Here is a 26317-nt window from a genome sequence, read left to right as displayed (position 1 = left end):
TCAAGGCAAAGCTAAAGGGCTTGCCGCCTGCAATTCACAGACAACAAGCCCTTTCGGCTGCTTAAACAATTTTTGCTTTCAAATATTGTCTAACTTTTGGGGGTCACTTCAAGCGTTTCCGGTGCTTTGTTCTGTCATGCGATTTTATATTTACAGAATACGCAGTGTCTTAGGTGCTTCGGTCAAATTGATGCAGCCGTCCTCGATAACATACAGCATATCCTCAGTGCGCACACCAAATTTCCCGGGTAAGTAAATGCCCGGTTCCGCCGTCAAGATACTGCCCGCGGGCAGTATCGCCTCTGCACGCGAGGACGCCGTCGGCATCTCGTGAATTTCCAGACCCACGCCATGACCGAAGCCGTGACCAAAAGCGTCACCGTAACCCGCCGCCTCAATCACACGACGCGCCGCACCATCCACCTCTCGGCCGGATATCCCCGCCTTACAGCACGCGATGCCCGCCAACTGCGCATCCAGAACAATGTCATATACGCGCTGCATTTCCTCAGTCACATGCCCAACCGCAACTGTGCGCGTCATATCCGAACAGTAGCCGTCTACAATACAGCCAAAATCCATCGTCACAAAATCCCCTGCCGCAATCGTTTTATCGGTGGGGACTCCGTGCGGCTTGGAACTGTTCGCACCCGACACCACAATCGGGTCGAACGACATATTCTCCGCCCCATAGTGCAGCATCAGATAGGTCAGGCGCGCGGCAATCTCCTTTTCGGTCACGCCAACGCGGATGTCGTTCATAACCTCCTCGAACGCCTGCTCAGCGATGCGCTGCGCTGCAACGATCTTTTCGACCTCGTCATCCTCTTTGATGATACGCAGACGGGCAACGCTGTCCTCTAGCCGCATGACGGTGGCATGCAGTGCAGTCGCCCACCGCGTATATTCGGCATGCGTCAGCGCTTCATCCTCCAGCGCTACTGTGCGCACACCGTCCTGCTCAATCAGCTCATTGATAGCTGCGGTGTAGCTGCGTCCAACGCCAATCTCGCGCACCTCAAAATCCGTAACCGCAGCGCGTGCCGCCTCAACATAGCGGAAATCCGTATAGAACACCGCCTGCTGAGCGGACAGATACACCGTGCCCGCCGTCGAATGAAAACCAGTCGCATAGCGGCGGTTAACCTCGCTTGTCAATACCAATGCATCATACGGTGCTTCCAGCAGCATCTCCTGCAATTGTTTTCGTTTCATTATTTTCCCCTTACCCGATGATCGCCTTGACAGCGTCCACAGCTAACAGGTAGCTGTGCTTTCCGAAGCCAGCGATAGCGCCCGCGCACACCGGCCCAATGACCGACTTGTGACGGAATTCTTCGCGCGCATGTACATTTGACATATGCACCTCCACAGCCGGCAGCCGCACCGCGGCAATCGCGTCACGCAGCGCATAACTGTAATGCGTATACGCGCCCGCGTTGATGATGATGGCATCACAGTCCTCGCGCGCGGCATGAATGCGGTCGATAAGCGCGCCCTCCGAGTTAGACTGGAACACTGTGCACTCCATCCCCAGACGCTGGCATTTGTTGACCACTTCCGCGTTGATGGTGGCAAGCGTGTCCGAGCCGTAAATGCCCGGCTCTCGCTGGCCGGTCAGATTGAGATTGGGTCCATGAATCAGCAGCACTTTTTTCATTTTTCTATCTCCTTGTGAAAAATTTGCATCATCGTCACAGCATCCTCGGCCTGTGTTCCGGCCGATTCACAAATGAAAGTCGGGGTATAGCCACGCGCCGCAGCCTCCTGCGCCACCGGCGTAAAGTCCGGTCCGTATTCCGTATCGGCAAAGGTCAGATGCCGTACCTCGCCTTTGGTATTGTATTCAATATGCGAAAAATGCGCATGCAGCACGCGCGTGCGTTCCACACCGATGGTGTTCTCCATCAGGTCAAATAATCGCCGCACATCCTCGCGGGTGGACATGCCGCCATCCGTGCGGCAGTTCAGATGGCCGAAGTCGATGCAGGGCAGCAAGCGCTCGTCCGCCGCGACCAGTTCGCAAACCTCTTCCGCCGAGCCGAGTACACTTTTCTTGCCCATAGTTTCCAGACAAACCGTGCAGTCGGTCAGATGCGCTTCGTCCAGTGCACGCAGGATGTTTTTTACGTTCTCATGCGTATTGCGCATCGCGCGCTCGCGCGTCAGCTTGCCCTGTCCGCCGCAGTGCACCACCATGCGCGTCGCACCCAGCGGCACCGCCAGCCGCGCCGTTTCCAGCACATAGCCGATGTTCTTTTCCATCCGTTCGGTTTCCTCAGAGGACAGGTTGATAAAATACGGTGCGTGAATGCTCATTCGGATATCATGCAGCGCTGCCGCCGCGCCGATTTTGCGCGCGGTCTCCTCTCCGCAGCGCACACCGCGACCGCACTGGTATTCAAACGCGGTCAGCCCCTTGGCGGCCAGCCACGCGGGCGCGTCCTCACTTTTTTTGAAGCCTTCGGCAGCAAAGGACTCGGAATTGCCCGCCGGGCCGAATCTTGCCTTACTCATGCCGTCCTCTTGCCTCCATTCTGCGCTTGCCGCGTTCAATAAAGCCACGCTCAATCTGATAGCGCACGTTCACCCAGAAATAATGACGGTCCAGCGTCTGCACATAACAGGTCAGCGCGCCGACGCAGTTCCCGCCAAGCACATCGGTAAAAATTTGGTCGCCCACCACAGCAATCTGACTGAGCGGCAAACCAAGCCGCTTTGCCGCGCGGCGAAAGCCAAACGACAGGGGTTTTGTCGCCCGACAAATATATTCCGCACCCAGCGCCTCGCAAAACTTTCCCACCCGTCTTTCCCGGTTGTTGGAAAACACCAGCACCTGCACGCCGGCCTCGCGCAGCGTACGCACAAAAGGCGCAAGCGTATCCGGCGGCAGCGCCGCCTTGTGCGAGGCCATTGTGCCGTCCAGATCAATCAGCACGCCGCGAATCCCATGCTGCTCGAGCAGCGCGGGCGTAATATCATAAATAGAATCAAACACATAATCCGGAATCAGTTTGCTCATTCGTTCACTCCTGCGTTCTCACTTTGGCAACTGCCACATATAGTGTAATAGAATTTGTCCAAAAAGTCCAGTGCGGCGCCGCATTCTCCACCATGCGCGCTGCCCCGAACACAAGGGAGTCGATCATGATGGTATATACGAAAAATCTGGTGCTGGTATGCACCGGCCGGGATACGGCACGCGCAGCCGGGCAAGGCATGCCCGTTCTACATCTCTGTCTGGGTATTACGCCCAAAGGCGCTTTGCAGCGTTTACAGCTGCCCACCGCGCAGGCGAATTGTCTGCTCGGCCTATGTGACCCACCGCTCGATCTGGCCCTCTGCAACCCGGACCGACTGGCGGCCGATCTGGTTTTTGAGGCTAAGCGCACGGGCGCCCCCGGCGTATTCGCAGACTTTGAACACGACACACCGCGCGGCCGTGCACTGCTGACCGCTTTTGATACTGCGCTTCATGAAGCGGATATCCCGTTTTTCGTCCCGCTTGCCTGCGGCCGCCAGCTGACACACGCGATTTTGACCACACCGACCGCGCTCTCGGGCGGCAGCCTGACCGCCTATATTTCGTCCCTGCAAGGCATCTACGGCGCGGCGCGCATCGCGGCGTTTTTGCAGCCGGTCTCGCAGGATTTCACCCTGCCCTCTTCCAGCCCGAACGGCAAGACCCTGACCAAAGTCGAGCGCGAGGCGTTGCTCACGCACACCGGGGCGCAGGCGTTCTTCTCCCGCGAGCTGTGCGCCAAATACTTCACCTACACCGACACCGACGGACGCGCGCACTTTGTCTTGTTTGATGATGCCTCCACATTAGAGGCCAAGCTCGCGCAGCTGACAGGATGCGGCGTACAGACCGTATTCGCGCTGTTTCCGGATGCAGAGGAGTTACTCAATCCGTCGTAATAGGCGCGGTTTTTGCCCGGGTCAGCGCAATCAGTTCACCGGGAGCACATTCAATCTGGTAGCCGATTTTACCCGCTGATACAATTACGGTCGGGATAGCGTTCACACTCTCATCAAATACAGTCGCAAATGCTTTTTTCATACCGACTGGTGAGCAGCCGCCGCGCACATAGCCGGTCAGTCCCAACAATTCTTTGACATGCACCAACTCAACCGACTTCTCCCCAGCGGCTTTGGCGGCTTTTTTCAGGTCAAGCTCCTTTGCCACTGGGATGACAAACACATGGTAGCTGCCCGATCGGCCGCGCGCGACCAGCGTTTTGAACACCTGTTCCACGTTCTGACCAAGTAATTCAGCCACCGTCACGCCGTCCACCGCTTCCTTGCCGTGCGGATATTCATGTGCGATATACGCGATTTTATGCTGTTCCAGCACGCGCATCACATTGGTTTTGTCCGAAGCCATTTTTCTCGCTCCAATCTGCGTTTTATACAGATATTATAGCTTCCATTTGTGCAAAGCGCAAGAAATATCAAAAGGGTTTCTCCAAGAGAGAAACCCTTTTTTGTCAGTATTATGCAGGTCGCGCAATCACAATGCGGATACGTCCACCGTCATCCGTATCCTTGTCGTAATAGCAGGTGATGTCATAGGCATCCAAGTTGTTCCGCAACTCAGTCAGCGAAAACAAACTGTAGTTTGAATTCTGATACAGATATACCGCGCAGTTATCCCAGAACAGCCAGCTTTCGTCATCCTTGGTTACGCCCAGCTGTGTGATGCTGTCCGGATTTTTAATCTGGCTCAGTGCACGCACGGATTGTAACTGCCCGTTTTCCATCGTCAGCCGCGCCGGTCCGGCTGATGCCCCCAGCGAACTGCCGCTGGTGGTCAGCGTTTTTTTCTCACCATTTACCAGATAAGTGTACTCGCCCGATGTGCTCATATCGTTCGACTCATTTTTGGCTGAGGTAATAATGCCGTACTCATACAGGTCGCCCGTAAAGTCCCGCAGAATTAAATCCGTAATCTCTCCCGCGTCGTTTACCGCATAATAGCGCACATCGCTGCTTTCCAGCACCGCACCGTCTAACCGCGAATAATAAACGCGCACAGCTGCGGTATCATTGACATCCAGAATCCGGATATCATCCGCCATGGCACGGCTGCCAATGGTGCGGCCCGATACCGTTCCGGTCAGAGAAGAAGATTGCAGGATAGAAACATCGGTTTCGGACGAGCCGAAACCGATAGAAACCAAGTCTCCTTCATAAATCGTGGTCTTTGCACAAGGGTAGATATAGCTTTCTCCGTCAGTTGCGGTGACGGTGATGGTGCGGGCAGTGTATGCATTGCCAACCGCGTTATAGTATGTGCCGGTACCAACCGCAGTCACCACACCGGCAACCGATGCGGCATAGTCCTCCGCGGGCAGCGCATAAGCTACCTTGCCGTCTCGGCCGAGCAGCAGCGTAACCACATCCCCGATATTCAGTCCGCCGAGCGCCGAGAGCGCATACGCCGCCTCGCTTGTCTCGATTTCGTAGGTATTGCCTGCAACCGTCACCGAGGTCGGCGAAGAGGTCGAGGGCGACGCCGACTGATAGGTGCCACTGACCGCGTTGGCATAAGCCCAGATGGTCGAGTCATTATAGTAAATGACATCATATTTCTGCACCGCATCAGCCGTGGATGCATAGCCATTGCGATAAACCGTCTTGTTCTCGGTTGAAACCAGCTCAGACAGACTGCCTTCCACTACAAACGGCCCTTCCATAGTGTCCGTCACCATGCTCAGATAGTCGATTTCCCCGTTGCTGTTCAGGGTATAGCCCAGCGTCTGCGCATAAACCTGCCCATCTTTGGTATCGGCGTTGAGCAGATTATAGAACAGGTACATCATGTTGCGACGGGTCATAGTTGTGCCCTGAGAAGCAGTTACGCCCGTGTCCAGCCCAAGCGACTGATAAAGCGCAAGCTGTCCGTAAGGGTAAGAGCCGGAAAAATCCTCGGTGGTATAGCCGAGCAGTTTGAGGCAGCTGGTTGCCGCCTCCTCCAGTGTTACTGTCTGATTCGGCTTGTAGCTGCCGTCCAGATAACCGGTCAGCCACCCCTGCTGCACCGCAGTCTTGATGTAACCTGCCGCCCAGTGCGTGTAGGGCACATCTTTGAACGGCGAAACATTGGACGTGCCCGCCACCTTGTCTTTATAGCTGGACGCCGCGACCAGCATCTTGGCATACTCCGCACGAGTGACTGTTTTATCCAGATTCATATTGCCGCTTGTATCGCCCACCATGATGCCGGTCGAACGGATGACCTGCTCCACCACGCTTTCCGAAACTGCTGACGCGGCAAACGCCGCCGGCAGACAGCTGAGCAGCATCGCCACCGTCAGCAGCAGCGAAAGTATCCTTTTCATACTTCTCCTCCTTTTAATCATAGCGCAGTGCGTCAATCGGGTTGAGCTTTGCCGCCTTATTGGCCGGCATAAAGCCGAAAAATACGCCAATGAACACCGAAACGCCGAAGCTGACACCGACCGCGCTGACCGACGGCGCCGCATTGATGCCAATTGCCTGCCCCAGCGCGAGCGCCACCGCCGCACCAAACACAATGCCAATCACGCCGCCGAGCGCTGAGGTTGTGCCTGCCTCGATGACAAACTGTCGCATGATATCGCGTTTTTTGGCGCCAAGCGATTTACGAATGCCAATTTCACGCGTGCGCTCCGTAACCGATACCAGCATGATATTCATAATACCGATGCCGCCCACGAGCAGAGAAATGCCCGCAATACCGACCAGCACCATGGTCATCATGCCGGTCATCTCCCCCATCGAGTCAATCATTTCCTGCATATCGGAAATGTTGTAAAAATCATCATTTTCAAACACCGCATACAGCGCATTATCCAGAATGGTCGTACCCTGCGCATTGAGCGAAGAATCCCATGTAGCAAAGGTATACGTAGAAATCTGCCCGAAAGTCAGCTTAGAAGCGGTGGTATACGGCAGATAAATGCAATCGTCCAGCGAACCTTCGGTTGAGTCATCCTGCTGCTCGATCACGCCGACAACGGTCAGCGCGTTTCCGTTGACCTTAACCGTCTGCCCGACCGCATTCCCGCCCAGCATATTTGCTACATAAGTGCCGACCACGGCAACCTTGCTGCGTGCCTCCAAATCCGCATAGCTGATAAAGCGGCCGCTTTGCAGCCCAAGACCGTTGATTTCTGCATATTGTTCAGAAACGCCGCTGACCGAGGTGGATGAAAAGCTGTCCGAATCGGTTGCGGTTTTGACCGAACCCATAATGGCTACCGTCGGACTCATGCCCATAAACACATCCGTGTTTTCTTCATAAAGGTCATACATATCGTCCACATCCACCGTGCGGGACGAGCCACGCCCGGTAACATTGACGGTCAGCATATTGGTGCCCATATCCTCAAACATCGAGGTAACCTCGCCCGTCATGCCCTGCATAAGCGAAACGAGAATGATCACCGATCCGACGCCAATGATAATACCCAGCATGGTCAGAAATGCGCGCATCTTACTGCCAGCCAGACTTTTGAGCGCCAGTTTGAACGCCTGTGTAAATCCCATCCGTCAGTCTCCTCTCGGGAAGGCCTCGCGTGCCGGGCCGTCAAAGATGATTTTTCCGTCCGCCACGCGGATGACACGCTTTGCCTCCTGCGCAATGCTGTTATCATGCGTAATCAGAACAATGGTGTTTCCCTCGTCGTTGAGCTTTTGCAAAAAATCCAGCACCTCGCGGCTGGTGCGCGAATCCAGCGCGCCGGTTGGTTCGTCCGCGAGAATGACCGAAGGGTTTCCGGCGAGCGCACGGGCGATGGAAACACGTTGCTGCTGACCGCCGGAAAGCTGACTTGGCAGGTTTTTCTCCTTGCCCGCAAGGCCGACGCGTGCAATCTGATACCGCGCCCGCTCGGCACGTTCATCCGCGGGTACACCTGCATATAATAGCGACAGCTCGACGTTTTCCTGCACGTTGAGCTTGGGGATCAGATTATACTGCTGAAAAATGAATCCCAGCGTTTTATTGCGGATCTCGGCCTGCTCGTCATCGGTCAGCTCGGATACGTCCTCACCGTTCAAGAAATACTGCCCGCTCGTCGGCACATCCAGACAGCCGATGATATTCATGAGCGTGCTTTTGCCCGAGCCCGACTGCCCGACAATCGCTACAAATTCGCCCTTATAAATCTTCATCGAAACACCGTCCGAAGCGTGCACATCCGTGTCGCCCATATGGTAAATCTTATAGATATCGCGCAGCTCAATCAGCGGTGTTCCGGTTGTCTCCTGTTGCGTATTCATCACGGCATACCGCCTCCGCCACCACCGGAAGGCATACCGCCACCACCGCCGGAGGGCATGCCGCCTCCGCCACCAGAGGGCATGCCGCCGCCACCGGCAGGCATACCGCCCATCTCACCGCCGGACATACCGCCCATGCCGCCGGGCATCATGCCCATCTCACCCTCCTCACCGGAGGATTCATGCATCACCTGCGGCACATAAACAATATCTCCTTCTGCAATGCCGGAGACAATCTCAATGTAATTGTCATCTGACAAGCCGGTTTCCACCTCGACCGCCTTCCAGCCGTCAGGCAGCAGCGTACCGTTCACCATGGTTCCATCTGTATTTTTCGCGCTGTCATCCTTGACATAGACGATATTCCCACGCTGCACCGCAGAAATCGGCACAGCAATTGCATCCGGTGCCTCATCCACCACGATGGTCGCGTCCACGTTCATCCCAGGCAGCAAATCCTCCGGCGGATTATCAATCTGCACGGTCACCGGATAACTGGTCACACCGTTTTCGGTCGTACCTGCAACCGAAACCTTGGTCACCACGCCTTCGATGGTACCGGCATTCTCCAGTGAGTCACAGGTAATATTGACCGTCTGCCCTACCGCCACCTGATTGATGTCCAGCTCGTCAAGCGAAATATCGAAGGTCAAATAGGACAGGTCATAAATAACCGCCAGCGTTGTCTGTCCGTTGGTCGCGTCAAGTGTGTCGCCCACCTTGGTGTTTTTGGTGATCACAGTGCCGTCGATAGGCGCGGTGATGGTATAATCGTCCAGCTTATCGACCGTATTCTGATAGGAAAGTTGCTGCTGAGCCAGCGACAGCTTGCTGTTTTCTACCTGATTTTCCACCGAAGTAGAGGACAGCGTCGCCACGGTCTGCCCTGCCGATACAGACGAACCCTCGCGGATAGACAGGCTCGCTACTTTTCCGGCAGCATTCGCCGTGATGGTAAATTCAGACAGATAGGTAAAGTTTGCGCCCTGATTGCAGGCCACCCCATTTATCGTTGCGCTTGCCGCCGAGGAGGTGGACAGACCGCCAGGATTGCTCACTCGAATGGTCACATAACGGACGATTTGATACCCATCCAGCACAGTATCTGCTGCGTCGATCGCTGTAACGGTGCCGGTCAAAGTTTCAAACGAGCCGTCCATTGTGACCGTCGCCGTCGCTCCCACGCTGAACGCAGCCGCATCCGAGGCGTTAAAGGGCACGGTCAATTCCATGGACGAAGAATCGCGCACATCCGCAATTGTCGCCCCTGCCTGCACCTGATCACCCGTCTCGACGTACAGCTTGGTCACCACGCCGGCTTTATCCGACTTGATATTGAGGTCATCCAGACTCTCAACCGTCTGATTATAGCTGTTCTGGCTCTGCTGTAAGGACAGCTGTGCCTGTTCAATCGAATTCTGCGCATCGGTGCTGTCAATTTCATACAGGGTATCGCCCTTTTTCACCTCGTCGCCTTCCTCAAATGTGCAGGAGATCACCTCTCCCTGCACCGAGCTGGTGACGTCATACTGATTGGCCGGTTCAATGGTGCCGGTTGCAGACAGCGTCAGCTGGATGTCCTGCCTTGTGGCTTCGCTCTCGGTAAAAGTTTGCGTCACCTCTCCCTTTCCGGACAGCAAAAAGTGCCGCACGCCGAACACGACAGCAAGCACGACCAGCAACGTGATCGGGATAACTATCTTCTTTTTCAGCTTCCGGCGTTTTTTCTTTTTACTGTGCACACCGGGCGGTGCGCTTTCCGCGGCATGCTCCACTTTGTTCTCATTGCCCGCAGCGAACGTCTTTCTACCCTTTTGACGCGTTTTATCGCGCAATTTATCAAACGGCAGTTTCAATCTTTGCTCCCTCCTGCTCAGGTTTTATTGCCGCGTATCATCATAAGCGCGACAGTTTGAAGAAAGATTGAAGAAATTGAGACTTAACAATTTATCCACCACTCCTACACAAAAACTCCACATATATCGCGCACAATAAAAGGCACCCCTGAAAGAAAGGAGATTCTTCATGCGCGTTCTTTTGATTGGGGCAACCGAAAATGAAAAGATTCCGCAAGCGCTCCGACACGACCACATTTTATTCGACCATATCCCATTGCCCGGCACGGAGCCGCTTCTCTGTCCGGAGGGACTGTACGACGTCGCAGTCCTGCTGACCGACAGTGTGGGTAAAGCTGCAGCGCAGCAATTGACCGCGCTCCTTCCTTCACTGCGGGAGGACGGTATGTCCGTGCCGCTGCTGATTGTGGCGGCACATTTGTCCGCGCGCGACCGCATTCTGGTGCTGGACGCCGGCGCGGACGATGTGCTGACCCAACCATTCCTGATCGGCGAGCTGCTGGCACGCGTCCGTGCGCTCAGTCGAAGAAGTCCGGTATTGCAGCCCCGCTTGCTTCAGGCAGGCGATTTGTCGCTTGACCGCGGGCACTGCATGCTGCAAGGCCCGAAGGGCGAGGTGCGCTTGTCCTGCAAGGAAATGCAGCTCATCGAACTGTTTCTGCTGCACACCGGACAGGTGCTGCCGCGCGAAACTCTGCGACAAAAGGTGTGGGGCATCGACAGCGAATCCGCTTACAATGCCATTGAAGTCTACTTATCTCTGGTTCGGCGCAAGCTGCGCGCCATTGGCTCGAATGCACAAATCCATGCCGAGCGCGGCGTGGGCTACTACATCGAAGCATAATAAAACGTCCCCGCAGCCACATGCATCTGCATGGGCCGCAGGGACGTTTTTCTGCGTTACCAGCCGCGGTACTTGCCGCGCTCAATCGGGCCGAACAGGACATCTGTCCAGCGCCGGAACCAATCCCATAGTCCAATCGTTTTTTCGTTGTCCTGATTCATACCACGATCCTCCTTTGTGTTTCTGATTTTATTTTATCCGGTTTTGCACTGCCTGTCCTTCACAAAACTGTGAAATTTTTCTTAAGAATTTATGAAGGGGCTGTCCCTGCACAGGACAGCCCCTTTATGTTACTCCTCATCCTCCGGCACATCTGCGCCGTCCGTTAATCCAAGCACCGACTGACTTTCCGCCTCACTCAACTCGGTTACGCCCTTGAGCTTACGGCGAATCGCCCGTGTGCGCGTACCAACCAGCTTGTCTAATTCGCGGCTGGCCTGATCCAGTCGAGTTTGCGTCTGCGTCAAGCAGGCCTCGAACTTATCAAATTCGGTCTTGACTGCGCCCAGCACGCTCCACACCTCGCCCGAACGCTTCTGGATTGCAATCGTGCGAAACGACATCTGCAAGCTGTTAAGCAGTGCCGCCATCGTGCTGGGTCCGGCGATATTAACATGATAATCACGCTGCAGCACCTCTACCATGCCGCGGCTGACCGCCTCGGCATACAGCCCCTCAAACGGCAGAAACAGGATGCCGAAATCCGTCGTATACGGCGGCTCCAGATATTTGTCGTGGATATCCTTGGCCTCCGACTTGAGCGTGGCGATCAGCGCTTTTGCGCAGGCATCGATCTGCTCGCGTGAACCTTCCTCATAGGCATCACGCAGGGCACCATAGGTATCACCCGGAAATTTGGAATCAATCGGCAGCCAGACATGGCCACCGTCCTCGACCGGCAATTTAACCGCATACTCCACCACATTCCGGCTGTTCGGCCGCGTGGCAACGTTGACGGCATACTGCTCAGGTGCAAGAATATCCTCCAAAATCGCGCCGAGTTGGATTTCACCCACAATACCGCGCGTTTTGACGTTGGTCAGCACTTTTTTCAAATCGCCCACGCCCTGCGCGAGCGTCTGCATTTCGCCTAGTCCCTTATAAACCTGCTCCAGCCGCTCATTGACCAGCCGGAAAGACTCATTCATCCGCTCGGACAGCGTTTTTTGCAGTTTCTCATCCACAATCTGCCGCATATCATCCAGTTTTTTATTGTTATCCGCCTGCATGGCGCGCAGGTTCTGATCCACCGTGACGCGGATATTCTCCAAGTTCTGGGTGGTTTCCGCGGTAAAGCCGTGCAGCCGCCGCTCAAACTGGCCAAGCTGATCGGTCACCGCGCCCATTTTCCCTGCAAGGCTTTGGTCCATAGCAGAAAGCTGACTCATCTGTGCCTCGCGCCCCTCGCGCAGGTTCTGATTGACCAGCGTGCCCAGCGCCGTGATGGAACTGTTCGCATCGCTGCCCCCGGACGGCTGCGGCCGCCAAGTCAGCAGCACGATAACAAGCACCAGCAGCACAACGACCAGCGCCAGCGTGATAACGGGTATGTATTGCATAAAAAGTAAATCCTTTCGGTTCAGAGTACATGTAATTCCTTGGCGATGCGCTGCATCTCCTCATCCGTCGCGGCAATGACATCCGCGCAAGCCTTAAGGTCATCTGAGATATGCGCCGGCACCTTGACATCGGACTTGTAACGCAGCTGATGCTCCAGACTGGCCCAGAAATCCATCGCAATTGTGCGCAGCTGTAGCTCAATATGCACGGGCTGCGTGCGGTCGGACAGGAAAATCGGCACTTCCAGAATCAAATGCAGACTGCGGTAGCCGTTGGGTTTGGGATTTTCGATATAATCCTTGCGATCAATCAGCGTCAAATCATCCTGCCGCATCAGCATGTCAGCCACGGTGTAGATATCCTCAATAAACGGGCAGATCACGCGGATGCCGCCGATATCGTTGAGATTTTCCATCATGGACTGCAACGAGATGGGATACCCACGCCGTTTGAGCTTGCCGATGATGCTGCGCGGTGTTTTGATACGGCTTTTGATCGAGTCGATTGGATTGGGCTTGCCCGAAATGCGCGATTCATCACTTAAAATATCCAGCTTGGTTTTAATCTCACGAATGCCTGCCTCGTAGAGCATCATCATCTGCTGCAGCTGCATCGCAGATTCAAGCAACTGTTCCTCGTCATGCTGTGACAATTTATCCATTGCAAAAAAATCTGCAAGTTCCATCCTATTCCCTCCACTTGCAACGACATATTTTTTATATTATACCACAGTTCCGCTGCGCACACAATCCGCGGCGTCTGCCGTACCGCCTCGTCTGATTTGCCAAAACGCAGTATGCCTCGAGTTTAGCTCTATTTAAAGTTGCATTGGTATAGTATAATAAAATAAACCAAGCGGCTGTAGCACGTTCTGATAAGGAGAAGAACATATGAGATTATTACTGGCCGAGGATGAAAAAGCTCTGTCCAAAGCGCTGGTCACCATTTTGGAGCGGAACAATTATTCAGTAGACGCCGTAAACGACGGACAGGCCGCGCTCGATTATCTGGAAGCGGACAATTACGACGGCGTCATTCTGGACATCATGATGCCCAAGATCGACGGCATCACCGTGCTCAAAACCATCCGCAGCCAAGGCAATCGAATTCCGATATTGATGCTGACCGCGAAAGCCGAGGTAGACGATAAGGTGCTTGGGCTGGACGCCGGGGCAAATGATTACCTGACCAAGCCCTTTCACACACAGGAACTGCTGGCACGCATCCGGGCAATGACCCGCACCCAGACTACTCAGACCGATTCGCGCCTGCAGATGGGAAACGTAACGCTGGACTGTGCCACCTTTGAACTGTCCACCCCGACGGGCAGTTTCCGGCTGGCCAACAAGGAATTTCAGGTGTTCGAGCTACTCATGCGCAATCCACACAACCTGATTACGTCCGAACGCCTGCTGGAAAAAATCTGGGGCTATGACAGCGAAGCGGAAATCAATGTGGTTTGGGTCTATATCTCCTATTTACGCAAAAAGTTATCCGCACTGCAAGCCAACATTCAAATCAAGGCCACCCGAAACGCGGGCTATTCACTGGAGGAACTTCCATGATCCGAAAACTGCGTATCAAGCTGATTATTGCCTCCATGGTTTCACTGCTGGCGGTGCTGCTGGTCATCATGAGCGCCGTTAATATTGTTTACTACTCTCAGGTCATCCGGGATGCGGACAGCACACTCTCGCTGCTGGCCGCCAACAATGGATTTTTTCCAAAATCCAATCATAATGCGCCTCCGGATGAGCCTTTCCCCAAAAAGGAACCGCCTCTATCGCCCGAACTTCCCTATGAAACGCGCTATTTCTTTGTCAAGCTCTCGCAGGACGGCAGCGTGCGCTCAGTCAACACCGGAAAAATTGCTGCGGTAGACACCTCGGACGCCATTTCCTATGCGCAAACCGTCTGGGCACAAGGCAAAACACAGGGGTTTGCCGACCAATATCGCTTTCTGGTAGACACTTCCTCATCAGAACCACTCATCCTGTTCCTTGATTGCAGCCGCGGACTGGACAACTTTAAAACGCTGCTTTTCAGCTGCATCGGGGTGTCATTGGTCGGCTCGCTGCTGGTTTTGCTGCTGCTGATTTTTTTGTCCGGGCGCATCGTGCGGCCATTTCTGGAAAACTACGAAAAACAGAAACAGTTTATCACCGATGCCGGACACGAGCTGAAAACGCCGCTGACCATCCTCAATGCCGACGCAGAGATTCTTGCCATGGACTATGGGGAAAACGAATGGGTAAGCGATATTCAAGCGCAGACCAAACGACTGGCCGACCTGACAAACGATCTCATTCTGCTCTCCCGCATGGAGGAGGAGCAAACCCAGCTGCAAATGCTTGAGCTGCCGCTGTCCGACATTGCGGAAGAAACCATCGCACCGTTTCAGGCCGTGGCACGGACACAGGATAAGACGCTGGAGCTGCACATTCAACCGATGCTCTCGATGTGCGGGGACGAGAAATCTCTTCGAAAGCTGTTCTCCATTCTGCTGGATAACGCGGTCAAATATTCAGCCCCGCAAAGCACCATTTCCTGCACACTGGAAAGGCAAAAGAACCTCATTCGTCTATCGGTCTGGAATGCAGTTGAGCGCATCACCAAAGCCCAGACCGAGCACCTGTTCGACCGATTTTATCGCACTGACCAGTCTCGTAACTCGCAGACCGGCGGATATGGTCTCGGCCTTTCCATCGCGCTGGCCATCGTCACCGCGCACAAGGGCAAAATCACCGCTTCTACCACAGATGAAACCTCTCTGCTCATCACCGTTACTTTTCCCGCATAACGAACCATATAACACCCGCCCCCTGAGGCGGGTGTTTCTATTTGCACCAGTTCGTAATTTTAAGTTCGGTTAAGGTTTCGGTTAAAGTTTGGTTAAGGCAGCGGCGGTATACTCAGATACGAACAATAAACAGGCAACCTGCGGCGGTGCGCTGCAAGTCTGCAACAGGGAGGACACATTCATGGCGTATCAGACAACCTTTGAACGATACGAAATCAAATACCTGTTAAACGCACAGCAAAAAGAACAACTGCTGCGCGCCATGCGGGGGCAGATGCAGCTGGATCAATTCGGCCGCAGCACCATCCGCAACATTTACTATGATACCGACACCTTCCGGCTGATTCGCCGGTCGCTGGAGAAGCCCGCCTATAAAGAAAAGCTGCGCATCCGCAGTTACCGGCAGGTGCAGCCGGACGAACCGGTATTCGTAGAGCTGAAAAAGAAGTTTCAGTCGGTGGTCTATAAGCGACGTCTGGTGCTGCCGGAGGAACAGGCCATGACCAGCTTCCGCACCGGCGATGCACTGCCCGTGCAGTCGCAGATTGCCGATGAAATCGAGTATTTCCGGGCATATTACCGCACACTGCGTCCCACAGTCTTTCTCTCGTATGAGCGCGAAGCTTTCTATGCGCTGGACGGCAGCGACTTCCGCATCACCTTTGACGAGAATATCCGATACCGTTGCCAAGACTTTTCGCTCGGCAGTCCGGTTTACGGCACGCCTTTGCTTTCGAGCGGTCAGACACTCATGGAAATTAAAACCGCCGGTGGTATGCCGCTCTGGATCACACATGCACTAACCGAACACGGTATTTTCCCCACCTCGTTTTCCAAATACGGCGCAGCATACCAAAACATGCTGGACACTGACCTTTCCGGAGGACTGCTTTATGCTTAACAACCTGTTTCGCGGTCTATTTGACACAGAGATGACTGCCGTCATCCCAGTAACCGACTTTTTACTCTGCGTAGCAAGCGCGCTAATCGTCGGGCTGCTGCTCGCGGCCTGCTACATGTACCGTACGCGCTACACCCGCAGCTTTGTTGCCACCCTGGCGCTGCTGCCCGCCATCGTATGCGTAGTCATTATGATGGTCAACGGCAACGTCGGCGCAGGTGTCGCCGTAGCCGGTGCGTTCAGTCTGGTCCGCTTCCGCTCGGTGCCCGGCACCGCCAAAGAGATAGGCGCTATCTTTCTGGCCATGGGCACTGGCTTAATCATCGGCATGGGCTACATCGCATATGCCTTCCTGTTTGCCATCGTGCTGGGCGCAGCTACCATGCTGTATAACCATATCGACTTTGGCGCAGGAAAACAGGCCGCGCTGTACCGAACCCTTCATATCACCATCCCGGAAGATTTGGATTACACCGGCGTCTTTGACGAACTGCTGCGGGAATATACCTCGACTTGTGAGCTGACACAGGTGAAAACCACCAACATGGGCAGTCTGTTCCGACTGACCTACAACATCACACTGCGCAGCGCAAGCCTGGAGAAAGAGCTGATTGACAAGCTCCGCTGCCGCAACGGCAATCTTGAAATTACGGTTTCCAAACAGGAAACCATCACCGCCGAATTATAAGAAGGAGCACCTGTTTATGAAAAAACATTGCCTGCTGCCTCTGCTTCTGGCAGCCGTCACGCTGGTATCCGGCTGCCAAGCTGCTGAAGCGGCGAGCACGACCGGCCAGACCGCACCAGTCACGTTATCCGATATGTTCACCGACCGCGATCTGGAAGTCGGCTATGACGAGACTACTGCCGCCTCGATTACGCTCTCCGGCAGCACCGCCTCCTGCGACAGCGATGCGGTCACCATAGACGGCGGCACCATCACTATCACCGACGAGGGTACCTATATCCTGTCAGGCACGCTGGATGACGGAATGGTGATCGTCGATGCCGATGACACGGACAAAGTCCAGCTTGTGCTGAACGGCGCGAGCATCCACTGCGAGGACTGCGCCGCCCTCTATATCCGGCAGGCCGACAAGGTCTTTGTGACCACGGCGACCGACTCGCAGAACACGCTGTCGGGCGGCGATACCTTCACCCAACTCGACGACAATAACATCGACGGCGTCCTCTTCTCCAAGTCGGATTTGACACTCAACGGTCTCGGCACACTCACGGTGGACTCCCCCGCCGGACATGGCGTGGTCACCAAGGACAACCTTGCGGTCACCAGCGGCACCTATGTGGTCAACGCCACCGGTCAGGGCCTGTCCGGTAAGGACAGCGTGCGCATCGCGGACGGCACCTTCGCCCTGACGACCGGCAAAGACGCCATCCAGAGCGACAATACCGAAGACACCGACAAGGGCTTTGTCTATCTTGCCGGCGGCACCTTCACCATCACAGCGGAAGGCGACGGTTTGAGCGCAAGCAGCTGGATGCAAGTGGATGACGCAGCCTGCACCATCACCACCGGCGGCGGCAGCGTAAACGGCGAAACCCATGCAAGCGACACCGCGCCCGGCGGTATGGGCGGCGGCAAGGGCGGCCGCATGCCCCTGACGGACAGCGATACCGTCCCACCAGACGGCAGCACGCAGCCTCCGGAACGTCCGACAGGCGAAACACCTCCGGATGACATGGAGCCTCCGGCCGATATGCCGCAGGATGCGGCTCCGTCCGAAAACACCGCGGCTTCGAACACTGCCGCCACGGATGCTGCTCAAACGACGGACAGCGCCGCTTCTACTGAAGCAGGCACAACCGACACGGTCAGCACCAAGGGTCTCAAAGCCGGTACTGCGCTGACCATTCTGGGCGGCAGCTTCACACTGGACTGCGCCGACGATGCGTTCCACTCCAACGGCGACCTGACCGTCAGCGGCGGCACGGCCAGCATCCAGACCGGTGACGACGCATTCCACGCAGACAATGCGCTGGCTATCTCAGATGGCAAAATCGATATCTCCACCTGCTATGAAGGGCTGGAGGGCCTGACCGTCACAGTCAGCGGCGGAGAAATCAACGTCGTTGCCAGCGATGATGGGGTCAACGCCGCAGGCGGTATCGACCAGAGCGGCTTTGGCGGCAACGGGCAGGACCAGTTTGCCGCACAAAGCGGTGTATATATCACCATCTCCGGCGGTAATCTGACCATCAATGCGGGCGGCGACGGGCTGGACTCCAACGGTGACCTGACGGTCAGCGGCGGAACGGTCTACGTTTCCACCAAGGATGGCAGCGCGGATTCGGCGCTCGACTACAACGGCAATGCATCCATCACCGGCGGCACGGTGATAGGCGTCGGCTCGTCCGGTATGGCACAGAATTTCGGCGAAAATTCCACGCAGGGCGCAATTCTGCTGACCATAGATGCGCAAGCGGCGGGCAGCACGGTTTCGGTCATCGACAGCGCGGGCAATGTATTGGCCTCTTGGGAAGCGCCGCAGGCCTTCAGCTCGGTTGTCATCAGCTGCCCCGGACTGGAAGCGGATGGAACCTACACTGTCACAGTCGGCACCTCCTCCTCCGAAGTCACACTGGACGGTCTGCTGTACGGAAGCGGCGGCGGCATGGGCCGCGACGGTATGGGCGGCAATCGCGGCAGCCGCGGCGAAGCGGTACAGGATACCGCTGCTGCCTCAACCTGAATCACCGCAATACACCTATTACCATCCACCCCGAAGGGCCGGACGGCGCAAAGTCCGTCCAGCCCTTCCTTCTTTTGCACAAAAACGCGCTTCCATTTTTGACAGAAAATATATATGCCGCTTGTACTGGCTTTTTACAGGCGATTGCGGTATACTATGGATAATGTTTTGTTAAGGTTGTGCCGCATGCGTTGCGGCATGGCCGGAAAACCGTCTGCGGAAGGTGAACTGTTATGCCGTCTTTTGCCACCCATCATATTTTTGCCACAACCGTACAGCGTGTCACAGGAGATTCCGTGGCGCACATTGCGGATGCCTGCCCCGCGGCTTACCGCTGGGGCGCACAGGGGCCGGACCCGCTTTCCTTTTATCACGCGCCGTTTCCCGGTCCGGTACGCCGTCTGGCCCACCGCATCTGCACCGAACCGCCCGCACCGCTGTTTGAAGCGCTTTGCGCGGCTGCCGTACAGGAGCACAACACCGCAGCACTCGCCTATGTGTTCGGCTTTTGCACAAATTATGCGCTCAGCCGCGTCACGCATGCTTTCATTGAGGCACAGGCCGACCGCCTGGCGCTCTACATGCCCGGATACTCAACCGAAGCTCGTCGCAAGCTGGTCGAAAGCGATATCGACGGCATCATGATTGCAAGCTATATTGCTGCCGAGCCCGCAGGCTATGAAGCGTTCCGTTTGCTCGACCCGAATGCCGCAGAATGCACTGTGCTGGCCCGTGTGCTGGCGCACGCAGCACGCGATGCCTACGGCATGCGCATTTCCCCCGCCGCGGTGTACCGCTCGCTGCACGACATGCGCCGCGTCCTGCATCTGACCCACAGCGGCAGCCATATCCGCAGCCGCCTGCTGCACTTGGAACGCCTGATGGGAAAGACCGGTCTGGCTTCCGCACTTATCCGTCCGGAAGAGCCGCTGCCCTCCGACTGCGCCAATCAGGAGCACCGTGTCTGGACCGCAAATGACGAGGATCGCACGGATTCCTTCTTCGATTTGTTCGATGCTGCCGTGCCGCTGGCCGTTTCGCTGCAACGCGCCGTTCTGGACCGATATTATCAGCAAAAACCGCTCGATCCGCGCTTTTTCCCCACTGATTTCACCGGCAACGTTCCAAAAAAATAAAATATTTAAATCATCCGACAGGTTTCGTATGACTTCGCCCTCCTGTTTGCGTAAGCTATCCATTGTTACCAAACTGTAACTTTTGGATTGCGAAAGGAGGGAATATGGGGAGCACTTTTTCTCCATACTACCATCATGCGAAACCTGTTATCTTTTGTTTTCGGCTTGTTTTCCGGCCTGCTGTACGGGTTGGTCCGTGCTGTCCTGCTGCTGGACCGACTGATCTGCCTGCTGTATGATCTGCCGTTGTGGTCCGGTATTGGCCGTGTTGTTCGCTCAGTCGGACGACAACGCGCAGCTTGCGCGCTTGCCGTATTCGTACCGTTATTTTTCGTACCCGGTACGCTGCTCACGCAAAGCGGCACGATGATCTATGCCAACGATCGCCCGCTTGGTCTGGTGGAAAATTCGGACACGCTATCCGCGGCGGTAGCCGGGATCGAGCAAAGCGCCTCCACGCTGTCGGACGGTGCATATACCCTGCCGGTCTCGATTGAAACCTGTACCCTTCGCGCACCTGCATCCCAATTTCTAACCGAAGAAGAGTTGAAAAGCGACCTTATCGATGCCAGCGGTGAACTGGACACGCTGGCCGTCATCTCGGTCGACGGTGAGCGTGCCGGCGTATGCCGCTCCGCTGAGGATGCGCAGGCGTTGCTCGACCGAGTGAAAGCCCAATACACCACCGCAGCAGATGAAAACACGGATTTTCTGCAAACCGTGCGAGTGGATGAGGTGGTTGCGGAGACCGATCGAGTTTCCGACCTGTCCACACTGTATGAGCAGCTATCCCCACGGCTGGATGTAACCTCCACCCGTGCAGTGACCTATACCGAGTCCATCCCCTATGAAACCATCACCCGTGAAAACGACCAGCTGGACCAAACCTACTGCGCCACCATTCAGGAAGGAAGCGAAGGCGAAGCAGTGGTCACTGCCGAAATCCAGACCGTAGACGGACAAGAGCACGGACGCACCATTCTGGAACGCACGGTACTCAGCAACGCAACCGACGAGATTATTGAAGTCGGTACGCGCAATATCGGAATCGGCACCGGCGAATTTATGGTGCCCATCAGCAACTACACTTTCACTTCGGGCTTTAAATGGCGCTGGGGCAAGCTGCACAGCGGCGTGGATCTGGCGGCCGATGAAGGCACACCGGTGTATGCCGCGGACAACGGCAAGGTGATCGTAGCGGAGAATTCAGGAAACGGCTACGGCAACTATATCATTCTGGACCATCAAAATGGTTATAAAACCCTCTATGGGCACAACTCTCAGTTGATGGTTTCCGTCGGCGACATTGTTGCCAAAGGCGATAAGATCGCGCTTTCCGGCAATACGGGTAACTCCACCGGACCGCACCTGCATTTTGAAGTTCATGTCGGTGATGAAAAGGTCGATCCCCAGCAATATATCAGCATTGCCTGACATACAAAAAACGAGCCGTTTTGACGGCTCGTTTTTTTGTACCTCTTGCAAGTATCTCATGTGCGGATGCGTGCACCCATTTCCGCGCTGGCATGGCTCAGCACCGGCAGCAGCACCGCGCATACAATCACACCCGCAAGCCCCTGCACCGCATTGAACGGCACGCCTGCCAACACAGCGGTCGCCGCGGCCTCAACCGTACTGCCCATCAGCAGCTCCATGCCGGTTTCATAGACATAATAACCCGTAACCATAACGAGTTCCGCCGGAATGCCGCAGAGTGCTACGCGCACCGGCGTGGACATGTGTTCCCGCTTCACCATATGATGGTACAGCCAGCCGCCAACCAGTGCGGTCAATGCCTTGATGGCAAACGTTCCCGGCACCCATGCCATATAACCACCAAACAAATCGGCCATCATGGAACCAATACCAGCAGCCACAGCTCCTAATCCCGGTCCGAGCAAAATGCCGCAAATCAGCACCATGCCGTCGCCAAGATGAATATAGCCTTGCGTAGGAGTCGGAATTTTAATGATCATTGTGGCGACGGTGGTCAACGCCGCGAGTAATGCGGCTATAATGATGGTTTTGGTTTTACGATTCGTCATGTTATCAGCGCCTTCTTTCTGTTTTCTCTTTCGATGGTACTATTATAGTCCAACTGTGGCATTCAAGAAAGCGTCAGTTTTTATATTTTATATAATGCCAGATGCGCACATAAAAAAAACAGCCGTCCATAAGACGGCTGCTTTTTGCATATATAATTTTTCTTTAACGCTTGTTGGAACGCTTCCAGATATGCATTTTCTCCGCGTCTGCAATCAGCTGCTCACGGAAGTCCGGATGCGCTATCGAAATCAGCGCCTCGGCACGCTGCCAGGCAGCCTTGCCCTTGAGGCTAACCATACCATACTCGGTTACAATGTAGTGCGTAGCCGAACGCGGGTCGGTTACGATCGAGCCGTTTGCCAGCGTCGGGCGAATACGAGATGCCACCGTACCGTCCTTCTGCTTGAAGGTCGAGGACAGGCAGATAAAGCTCTTGCCGCCCTTGGACAGATATGCGCCCATGACAAAGTCCAGCTGACCGCCCGTACCGGAAATCTGCTTGGTGCCGGCAGACTCCGCATTAACCTGACCGTACAGGTCGATATCGACTGCATTGTTGATGGAAATAAAGTTGTTAATCCCCGCGATGACATGCACATCATTGGTATAATCAACCGGCATGGAAGCGCACTCCGGATTGTTGTCCAGGTAATCGTACAGCTTCTGGGTGCCGGCAGCAAATGCATACGCCTGACGGCCGCGGTCAATGTTCTTGTTCCGTCCGGTGATCTTGCCTGCCTTGGCAATATCAACAAACGCATCGACATACATTTCTGTGTGCACGCCCAGATCCTTCAAATCGGATTCCGCAATCATGGCACCGATGGTATTCGGCATACCGCCAATGCCCAGCTGCAGGCAAGCGCCGTTGGGAATCTCAGGCACAATCAGCTCCGCAACCTTTCTGTCCACCTCGGTTGCCGCAGCCGCACCCATCTCCGGCATGGGCGCATTATTTCCCTGGACAATCATATCCACCTCGGAAACATGGATGCAATCCTCCATGCCGCCCAAGCAGCGCGGCATATTCTCATTCACTTCTACGATGATCTTATCCGCCACATCGCACACGGCACGCAAATGCGATGCCTGCGGACCAAAGCTGAAAAAGCCGTGGCTATCCATCGGCGCAACCTGCAGCATGGCTACATCGACGTGACCGATGCTCTCTCGATAAAAGCGCGGCAGTTCGGAATAGCGCATCGACGAATAGAAGCCTGCGCCGGTAGCGATGAACTTGCGCTCAATACCGGACATGTGCCAGGAATTCCATGTCATATGTGCCGCAGGATCTTCAATCTTATAGATTTCCGGCACACGCATCAAAACACCGCCACGGAAATTGACGTCCGTCAGCTCCGGCAAACGCTTGGCCAGCGCCTGATCCAGCACGTCCGGGGTGCCGACACACCAGCCGTAATCCACCCAGTCACCCGACTTAACTACCTGAACGGCTTCTTCTGCTGTTGTCAGTTTACTTTGATAAAGTGCTGTGTAATCCATTTTGCCACAACCTCCATATTGTCTATTCTTTAACAATCTTTATTCATTATACTATAATCGCATATACAGGTCAAGCAAAGGTTTGTATTATGTCAAAACATTCTCATGATTATCCCAAAACTTTTCCTTGATTTTCTGAAATAAAGTGGTACAATGGTAAATGACTTTCACGGCACAGTACGATAAAGTGAATTTAGGAGGGTTTCTAATGAAAACCAAAAAGCTGCTGGCACTGATGCTCGCCGGCGCGATGAGTCTTTCCATGCTGGCCGGCTGCGGCGGCGGAAACAATGAAGATACGACCACAGACACCAATGGCGACGCAAATACGGAAACCACCAGCGATCTGGCATATGTACAGGACAAAGGTAAGATGGTAATCGGCTATACCGTATATGAGCCGATGAATTACACCGATGAAAACGGTGAGTTTACCGGCTTTGATACCGAATTTGCCAAGGCGGTCTGTGAAAAGCTGGGTGTCGAGCCTGAGTTTGTAGAGATCAACTGGGATACCAAGGTTGTCGAGCTGGACGCCAAGAGCATCGACTGCATCTGGAACGGCATGACCATCACGGATGATCTGAAGGAAAACATTGCGGTTTCCGATCCGTATGTCAAGAACATGCAGGTCATTGTTATCAAGGATAGCAACAAGGATAAGTTTACCGACACTGCTTCCCTGTCCGGCGCCAACCTGGTTGCCGAGGCCGGTTCTGCCGGTCAGTCGGCAATCGAAGCGGACGAGAATCTGTCGCAGGCCAATCTGACCACTGTCACCAAGCAGACCGACGCGCTGTTGGAAATCGAGTCCGGCGCCTCTGACGCAGCGGTGCTCGACTGGACTCTCGCCAAGAGCATGATCGGTGAAGGCACAGACTTTACCGACCTGATGATGATCGATGGCGTCGAGCTGTCGGTTGAGGAATACGGCATTGGCTTCCGCAAGGGCAGCGACCTTTGCACCGAAGTCAACAAGATTATGGCAGAGCTGGTCGAGGACGGTACGCTTCCCGCGCTGGCTGAGAAATACGGCCTGAGTCTTGCCGAGTAATCTATTACAATAAGAAAGATATGGCCGACGGGACAGCATTTTTATGCTGCCCCGCCTGCCTTTGTTTGGGGAAAGGATATTTTTTCATGTCTGCGTCTGTTATCTTTTCCAGCCTGACAAAAACCTTCGGCATCAACTGCCAGATCTTTTTTGTCACGCTGCTGTTTGCGCTGCCATTGGGGCTTATCATCTCCTTTGGCTCAATGAGCAAGTTTAAACCGCTGGCCTATCTGGTCAAACTATTTGTCTGGATCATCCGCGGTACGCCGCTGATGCTGCAGATCATTATCATTTTCTACGGTCCGGGCCTGCTATGGGACGGTACGTTGCTGCCCCGCATCACTGCCACCTGCGTGGCCTTCGTCATCAACTATGCCTGTTACTTCTCTGAAATCTACCGCGGCGGCATCCAGTCCATCCCGCGCGGTCAGTATGAAGCAGGACAGGTTCTTGGCATGACCAAAAGCCAGATTTTCTTCAAGGTGACGCTTTTACAGGTCATTAAGCGTGTCATTCCGCCCATGGGAAACGAATTTATGACACTTATCAAGGATACCGCGCTGGCCAACGTCATCGCCACCAAGGAAATCATCATGATGAGCAAGGAATATGCTACCAAGGGTCTGATTTGGCCGCTGTTTTCCACCGCTTTGTTCTTTCTGGTGTTCTGCGGCATACTTACGCTGCTGTTTAACTGGCTGGAAAAGAAAATGGATTATTTCCGCGTGTAAGGAGGTGCCGAAATGCCTATTCTGGAAGTACAAAACATCAACAAGAGCTTCGGCACCACCAAGGTGCTCGACGATATCAGCTTTTCGCTCGAACGCGGCAAGGCGCTGGCTATCATTGGCTCCAGCGGCTCGGGCAAAACCACCCTGCTGCGCTGCCTGAACTTTTTGGAGACGCCGAATGCAGGCCGCATCATTGTCAACGGAGAAACGCTGTTTGATGCTGCGGACCGTTCCTCCAAGAGCGATGAAGAGATCCGTAAGCGCCGCCTGCACTTCGGCATGGTATTCCAGTCGTTCAACCTGTTCCCGCAGTACACCGCACTGGAAAATGTCATGCTGGCCAGCCTACTGCTTGCCAAAGAGCGGCCGGACTACAAGCAGAACAAGCGTGCCATTCAGGAAGAGATTGAGCATCATGCGATCGAGTTGCTCAGTCAGATGAGTCTGGAGGGCCGCATGAACCATTATCCTCATCAGCTTTCCGGCGGTCAACAGCAGCGTGTAGCCATCGCGCGTGCGCTCGCGCTGCATCCTGACATCCTTTGCTTCGATGAGCCGACCTCCGCGCTCGACCCCGAGCTGACCGGCGAAGTGCTCAAGGTCATCCGTTCACTGGCAGATCAGCACACCACCATGATTATTGTCACACACGAGATGGCCTTTGCCCGCGATGTTGCCGACCACATTCTGTTCATGGATGGCGGCATAATCGTTGAGGAAGGCACTCCGACCGAGTTGTTTGAAAATACCCAAAATGAGCGTACCAAAGCATTTTTGAGCCGTTTTTCACAAAACAACTAAAGAGCGGCAGACATAGAAAAAACTTTTCAGCACTTTCCACCAACTTCCCATTTACAAACCCTTTTAAATACGATAAAATAATCCCGTATTGAAAAATGCGGGATTT

25 protein-coding genes are annotated in these 26317 nt (G+C 54.8%); 12 read left to right on the top strand and 13 right to left on the bottom strand.

Annotated features, from left to right (window positions below):
* Positions 1-150 precede the first annotated feature (150 nt).
* Genes ACTQ34_RS08405 through ACTQ34_RS08390 form a run of 4 tightly spaced genes read right to left on the bottom strand, consistent with a single transcriptional unit; the run spans position 151 to position 3022 of the window.
* Entirely contained in the window at positions 151-1215 is a 1065-nt protein-coding gene (locus tag ACTQ34_RS08405) for an aminopeptidase P family protein (protein ID WP_441363390.1), read from the bottom strand.
* Between the two features lie 10 nt (positions 1216-1225).
* Entirely contained in the window at positions 1226-1660 is a 435-nt protein-coding gene (gene aroQ / locus ACTQ34_RS08400) for a type II 3-dehydroquinate dehydratase (RefSeq protein WP_441363389.1), read from the bottom strand.
* Complete coding sequence (locus ACTQ34_RS08395) at positions 1657-2517, bottom strand: TIM barrel protein (protein ID WP_441363388.1); 861 nt, start codon at positions 2515-2517, stop codon at positions 1657-1659. Before ACTQ34_RS08395 ends, aroQ begins: the two co-directional genes overlap by 4 nt.
* Positions 2510-3022: a YqeG family HAD IIIA-type phosphatase gene (locus ACTQ34_RS08390; RefSeq protein WP_441363387.1), complete on the bottom strand. Its 513-nt coding sequence runs from the start codon at positions 3020-3022 to the stop codon at positions 2510-2512. Before ACTQ34_RS08390 ends, ACTQ34_RS08395 begins: the two co-directional genes overlap by 8 nt.
* Positions 3023-3150: 128 nt before the next feature.
* On the opposite strand from ACTQ34_RS08390, the gene ACTQ34_RS08385 reads away from it, so the two are divergent.
* A complete protein-coding gene (locus ACTQ34_RS08385; protein ID WP_441363386.1) occupies positions 3151-3921 on the top strand; it encodes a hypothetical protein in 771 nt (256 codons plus the stop codon).
* Here the strand turns inward: ACTQ34_RS08385 and ybaK are convergent.
* The 5 genes from ybaK to ACTQ34_RS08360 form a co-directional block, all read right to left on the bottom strand.
* Positions 3908-4387: a Cys-tRNA(Pro) deacylase gene (gene ybaK / locus ACTQ34_RS08380; protein WP_441363385.1), complete on the bottom strand. Its 480-nt coding sequence runs from the start codon at positions 4385-4387 to the stop codon at positions 3908-3910. The two genes, ACTQ34_RS08385 and ybaK, sit on opposite strands and share 14 nt — an antisense overlap.
* Positions 4388-4496: 109 nt before the next feature.
* Positions 4497-6344, bottom strand: a complete 1848-nt coding sequence (locus ACTQ34_RS08375; RefSeq protein ID WP_441363384.1) for an S-layer homology domain-containing protein — start codon at positions 6342-6344, stop codon at positions 4497-4499.
* 13 nt (positions 6345-6357) lie between these two features.
* Positions 6358-7533 carry an ABC transporter permease gene (locus tag ACTQ34_RS08370; protein WP_441363383.1) on the bottom strand — a complete coding sequence of 392 codons (1176 nt, stop codon included), beginning with the start codon at positions 7531-7533 and terminating at the stop codon, positions 6358-6360.
* Between the two features lie 3 nt (positions 7534-7536).
* A complete protein-coding gene (locus tag ACTQ34_RS08365) occupies positions 7537-8268 on the bottom strand; it encodes an ABC transporter ATP-binding protein (RefSeq protein ID WP_441363382.1) in 732 nt (243 codons plus the stop codon).
* Complete coding sequence (locus ACTQ34_RS08360; protein WP_441363381.1) at positions 8268-10124, bottom strand: efflux RND transporter periplasmic adaptor subunit; 1857 nt, start codon at positions 10122-10124, stop codon at positions 8268-8270. Before ACTQ34_RS08360 ends, ACTQ34_RS08365 begins: the two co-directional genes overlap by 1 nt.
* Positions 10125-10293: 169 nt before the next feature.
* On the opposite strand from ACTQ34_RS08360, the gene ACTQ34_RS08355 reads away from it, so the two are divergent.
* Positions 10294-10968: a response regulator transcription factor gene (locus tag ACTQ34_RS08355; protein ID WP_441363380.1), complete on the top strand. Its 675-nt coding sequence runs from the start codon at positions 10294-10296 to the stop codon at positions 10966-10968.
* Between the two features lie 290 nt (positions 10969-11258).
* On the opposite strand, the gene ACTQ34_RS08350 is transcribed toward ACTQ34_RS08355, so the two are convergent.
* Together ACTQ34_RS08350 and ACTQ34_RS08345 are read right to left on the bottom strand one after the other, a co-directional pair.
* Complete coding sequence (locus ACTQ34_RS08350) at positions 11259-12527, bottom strand: DNA recombination protein RmuC (protein WP_441363379.1); 1269 nt, start codon at positions 12525-12527, stop codon at positions 11259-11261.
* A gap of 20 nt (positions 12528-12547) precedes the next feature.
* Positions 12548-13213, bottom strand: coding sequence for a GTP pyrophosphokinase (locus tag ACTQ34_RS08345; RefSeq protein ID WP_441363378.1), 666 nt, complete (start codon positions 13211-13213; stop codon positions 12548-12550).
* Positions 13214-13418: 205 nt separating this feature from the next.
* Here ACTQ34_RS08345 and ACTQ34_RS08340 point away from each other — a divergent pair, with 205 nt between their 5' ends.
* The 7 genes from ACTQ34_RS08340 (at position 13419) to ACTQ34_RS08310 (ending at position 21510) form a co-directional block, all read left to right on the top strand.
* Positions 13419-14093 carry a response regulator transcription factor gene (locus ACTQ34_RS08340; RefSeq protein ID WP_441363377.1) on the top strand — a complete coding sequence of 225 codons (675 nt, stop codon included), beginning with the start codon at positions 13419-13421 and terminating at the stop codon, positions 14091-14093.
* Positions 14090-15328 carry a sensor histidine kinase gene (locus tag ACTQ34_RS08335; protein WP_441363376.1) on the top strand — a complete coding sequence of 413 codons (1239 nt, stop codon included), beginning with the start codon at positions 14090-14092 and terminating at the stop codon, positions 15326-15328. The genes ACTQ34_RS08340 and ACTQ34_RS08335 overlap by 4 nt, the downstream gene beginning before the upstream one ends.
* 181 nt (positions 15329-15509) lie before the next feature.
* Positions 15510-16229, top strand: coding sequence for a polyphosphate polymerase domain-containing protein (locus tag ACTQ34_RS08330; RefSeq protein WP_441363375.1), 720 nt, complete (start codon positions 15510-15512; stop codon positions 16227-16229).
* Positions 16222-16917 carry a DUF4956 domain-containing protein gene (locus tag ACTQ34_RS08325; RefSeq protein WP_441363374.1) on the top strand — a complete coding sequence of 232 codons (696 nt, stop codon included), beginning with the start codon at positions 16222-16224 and terminating at the stop codon, positions 16915-16917. The genes ACTQ34_RS08330 and ACTQ34_RS08325 overlap by 8 nt, the downstream gene beginning before the upstream one ends.
* A 16-nt stretch (positions 16918-16933) precedes the next feature.
* Positions 16934-18940, top strand: a complete 2007-nt coding sequence (locus ACTQ34_RS08320) for a carbohydrate-binding domain-containing protein (RefSeq protein WP_441363373.1) — start codon at positions 16934-16936, stop codon at positions 18938-18940.
* A 233-nt stretch (positions 18941-19173) separates the two neighbouring features.
* On the top strand, positions 19174-20076 hold the full coding sequence (locus ACTQ34_RS08315; RefSeq protein ID WP_441363372.1) for a hypothetical protein: 903 nt from the start codon (positions 19174-19176) through the stop codon (positions 20074-20076).
* A gap of 135 nt (positions 20077-20211) precedes the next feature.
* Positions 20212-21510, top strand: coding sequence for a peptidoglycan DD-metalloendopeptidase family protein (locus ACTQ34_RS08310; RefSeq protein ID WP_441363371.1), 1299 nt, complete (start codon positions 20212-20214; stop codon positions 21508-21510).
* Between the two features lie 56 nt (positions 21511-21566).
* Here the strand turns inward: ACTQ34_RS08310 and ACTQ34_RS08305 are convergent, their stop codons facing one another.
* Together ACTQ34_RS08305 and ACTQ34_RS08300 are read right to left on the bottom strand one after the other, a co-directional pair.
* Positions 21567-22121: an ECF transporter S component gene (locus ACTQ34_RS08305; protein WP_441363370.1), complete on the bottom strand. Its 555-nt coding sequence runs from the start codon at positions 22119-22121 to the stop codon at positions 21567-21569.
* A gap of 163 nt (positions 22122-22284) precedes the next feature.
* Positions 22285-23625: a butyryl-CoA:acetate CoA-transferase gene (locus ACTQ34_RS08300; protein ID WP_441363369.1), complete on the bottom strand. Its 1341-nt coding sequence runs from the start codon at positions 23623-23625 to the stop codon at positions 22285-22287.
* 208 nt (positions 23626-23833) lie between these two features.
* Here ACTQ34_RS08300 and ACTQ34_RS08295 point away from each other — a divergent pair, with 208 nt between their 5' ends.
* The 3 genes from ACTQ34_RS08295 (at position 23834) to ACTQ34_RS08285 (ending at position 26211) form a co-directional block, all read left to right on the top strand.
* Complete coding sequence (locus ACTQ34_RS08295; protein ID WP_441363368.1) at positions 23834-24679, top strand: transporter substrate-binding domain-containing protein; 846 nt, start codon at positions 23834-23836, stop codon at positions 24677-24679.
* Positions 24680-24765: 86 nt separating this feature from the next.
* Positions 24766-25410, top strand: a complete 645-nt coding sequence (locus ACTQ34_RS08290; protein WP_278730509.1) for an amino acid ABC transporter permease — start codon at positions 24766-24768, stop codon at positions 25408-25410.
* A 12-nt stretch (positions 25411-25422) separates the two neighbouring features.
* Complete coding sequence (locus tag ACTQ34_RS08285; RefSeq protein ID WP_441363367.1) at positions 25423-26211, top strand: amino acid ABC transporter ATP-binding protein; 789 nt, start codon at positions 25423-25425, stop codon at positions 26209-26211.
* Positions 26212-26317: the final 106 nt, after the last annotated feature.

The sequence above is a fragment of the Agathobaculum sp. LCP25S3_E8 genome, assembly GCF_052117165.1.
In the GTDB taxonomy this organism is placed as follows: Bacteria; Bacillota; Clostridia; order Oscillospirales; family Butyricicoccaceae; genus Agathobaculum.
The sequence above is the reverse complement of the archived record's forward strand: the minus strand, read 5'-3'. Positions and strand labels throughout refer to the sequence as shown.

Excerpts from the sequence above, each read along its gene's own strand:
- ybaK (WP_441363385.1), bottom strand. The coding sequence starts at position 4,387 with ATGGCTTCGGACAAAACCAATGTGATGCGCGTGCTGGAACAGCATAAA.
- ACTQ34_RS08340 (WP_441363377.1), top strand. The coding sequence starts at position 13,419 with ATGAGATTATTACTGGCCGAGGATGAAAAAGCTCTGTCCAAAGCGCTG.
- ACTQ34_RS08310 (WP_441363371.1), top strand. The coding sequence starts at position 20,212 with ATGCGAAACCTGTTATCTTTTGTTTTCGGCTTGTTTTCCGGCCTGCTG.
- ACTQ34_RS08350 (WP_441363379.1), bottom strand. The coding sequence starts at position 12,527 with ATGCAATACATACCCGTTATCACGCTGGCGCTGGTCGTTGTGCTGCTG.
- ACTQ34_RS08390 (WP_441363387.1), bottom strand. The coding sequence starts at position 3,022 with ATGAGCAAACTGATTCCGGATTATGTGTTTGATTCTATTTATGATATT.
- ACTQ34_RS08300 (WP_441363369.1), bottom strand. The coding sequence starts at position 23,625 with ATGGATTACACAGCACTTTATCAAAGTAAACTGACAACAGCAGAAGAA.
- ACTQ34_RS08305 (WP_441363370.1), bottom strand. The coding sequence starts at position 22,121 with ATGACGAATCGTAAAACCAAAACCATCATTATAGCCGCATTACTCGCG.
- ACTQ34_RS08375 (WP_441363384.1), bottom strand. The coding sequence starts at position 6,344 with ATGAAAAGGATACTTTCGCTGCTGCTGACGGTGGCGATGCTGCTCAGC.
- aroQ (WP_441363389.1), bottom strand. The coding sequence starts at position 1,660 with ATGAAAAAAGTGCTGCTGATTCATGGACCCAATCTCAATCTGACCGGC.
- ACTQ34_RS08325 (WP_441363374.1), top strand. The coding sequence starts at position 16,222 with ATGCTTAACAACCTGTTTCGCGGTCTATTTGACACAGAGATGACTGCC.
- ACTQ34_RS08405 (WP_441363390.1), bottom strand. The coding sequence starts at position 1,215 with ATGAAACGAAAACAATTGCAGGAGATGCTGCTGGAAGCACCGTATGAT.
- ACTQ34_RS08365 (WP_441363382.1), bottom strand. The coding sequence starts at position 8,268 with ATGAATACGCAACAGGAGACAACCGGAACACCGCTGATTGAGCTGCGC.
- ACTQ34_RS08320 (WP_441363373.1), top strand. The coding sequence starts at position 16,934 with ATGAAAAAACATTGCCTGCTGCCTCTGCTTCTGGCAGCCGTCACGCTG.
- ACTQ34_RS08330 (WP_441363375.1), top strand. The coding sequence starts at position 15,510 with ATGGCGTATCAGACAACCTTTGAACGATACGAAATCAAATACCTGTTA.
- ACTQ34_RS08290 (WP_278730509.1), top strand. The coding sequence starts at position 24,766 with ATGTCTGCGTCTGTTATCTTTTCCAGCCTGACAAAAACCTTCGGCATC.
- ACTQ34_RS08315 (WP_441363372.1), top strand. The coding sequence starts at position 19,174 with ATGCCGTCTTTTGCCACCCATCATATTTTTGCCACAACCGTACAGCGT.
- ACTQ34_RS08345 (WP_441363378.1), bottom strand. The coding sequence starts at position 13,213 with ATGGAACTTGCAGATTTTTTTGCAATGGATAAATTGTCACAGCATGAC.
- ACTQ34_RS08295 (WP_441363368.1), top strand. The coding sequence starts at position 23,834 with ATGAAAACCAAAAAGCTGCTGGCACTGATGCTCGCCGGCGCGATGAGT.
- ACTQ34_RS08395 (WP_441363388.1), bottom strand. The coding sequence starts at position 2,517 with ATGAGTAAGGCAAGATTCGGCCCGGCGGGCAATTCCGAGTCCTTTGCT.
- ACTQ34_RS08335 (WP_441363376.1), top strand. The coding sequence starts at position 14,090 with ATGATCCGAAAACTGCGTATCAAGCTGATTATTGCCTCCATGGTTTCA.
- ACTQ34_RS08355 (WP_441363380.1), top strand. The coding sequence starts at position 10,294 with ATGCGCGTTCTTTTGATTGGGGCAACCGAAAATGAAAAGATTCCGCAA.
- ACTQ34_RS08285 (WP_441363367.1), top strand. The coding sequence starts at position 25,423 with ATGCCTATTCTGGAAGTACAAAACATCAACAAGAGCTTCGGCACCACC.
- ACTQ34_RS08370 (WP_441363383.1), bottom strand. The coding sequence starts at position 7,533 with ATGGGATTTACACAGGCGTTCAAACTGGCGCTCAAAAGTCTGGCTGGC.
- ACTQ34_RS08385 (WP_441363386.1), top strand. The coding sequence starts at position 3,151 with ATGGTATATACGAAAAATCTGGTGCTGGTATGCACCGGCCGGGATACG.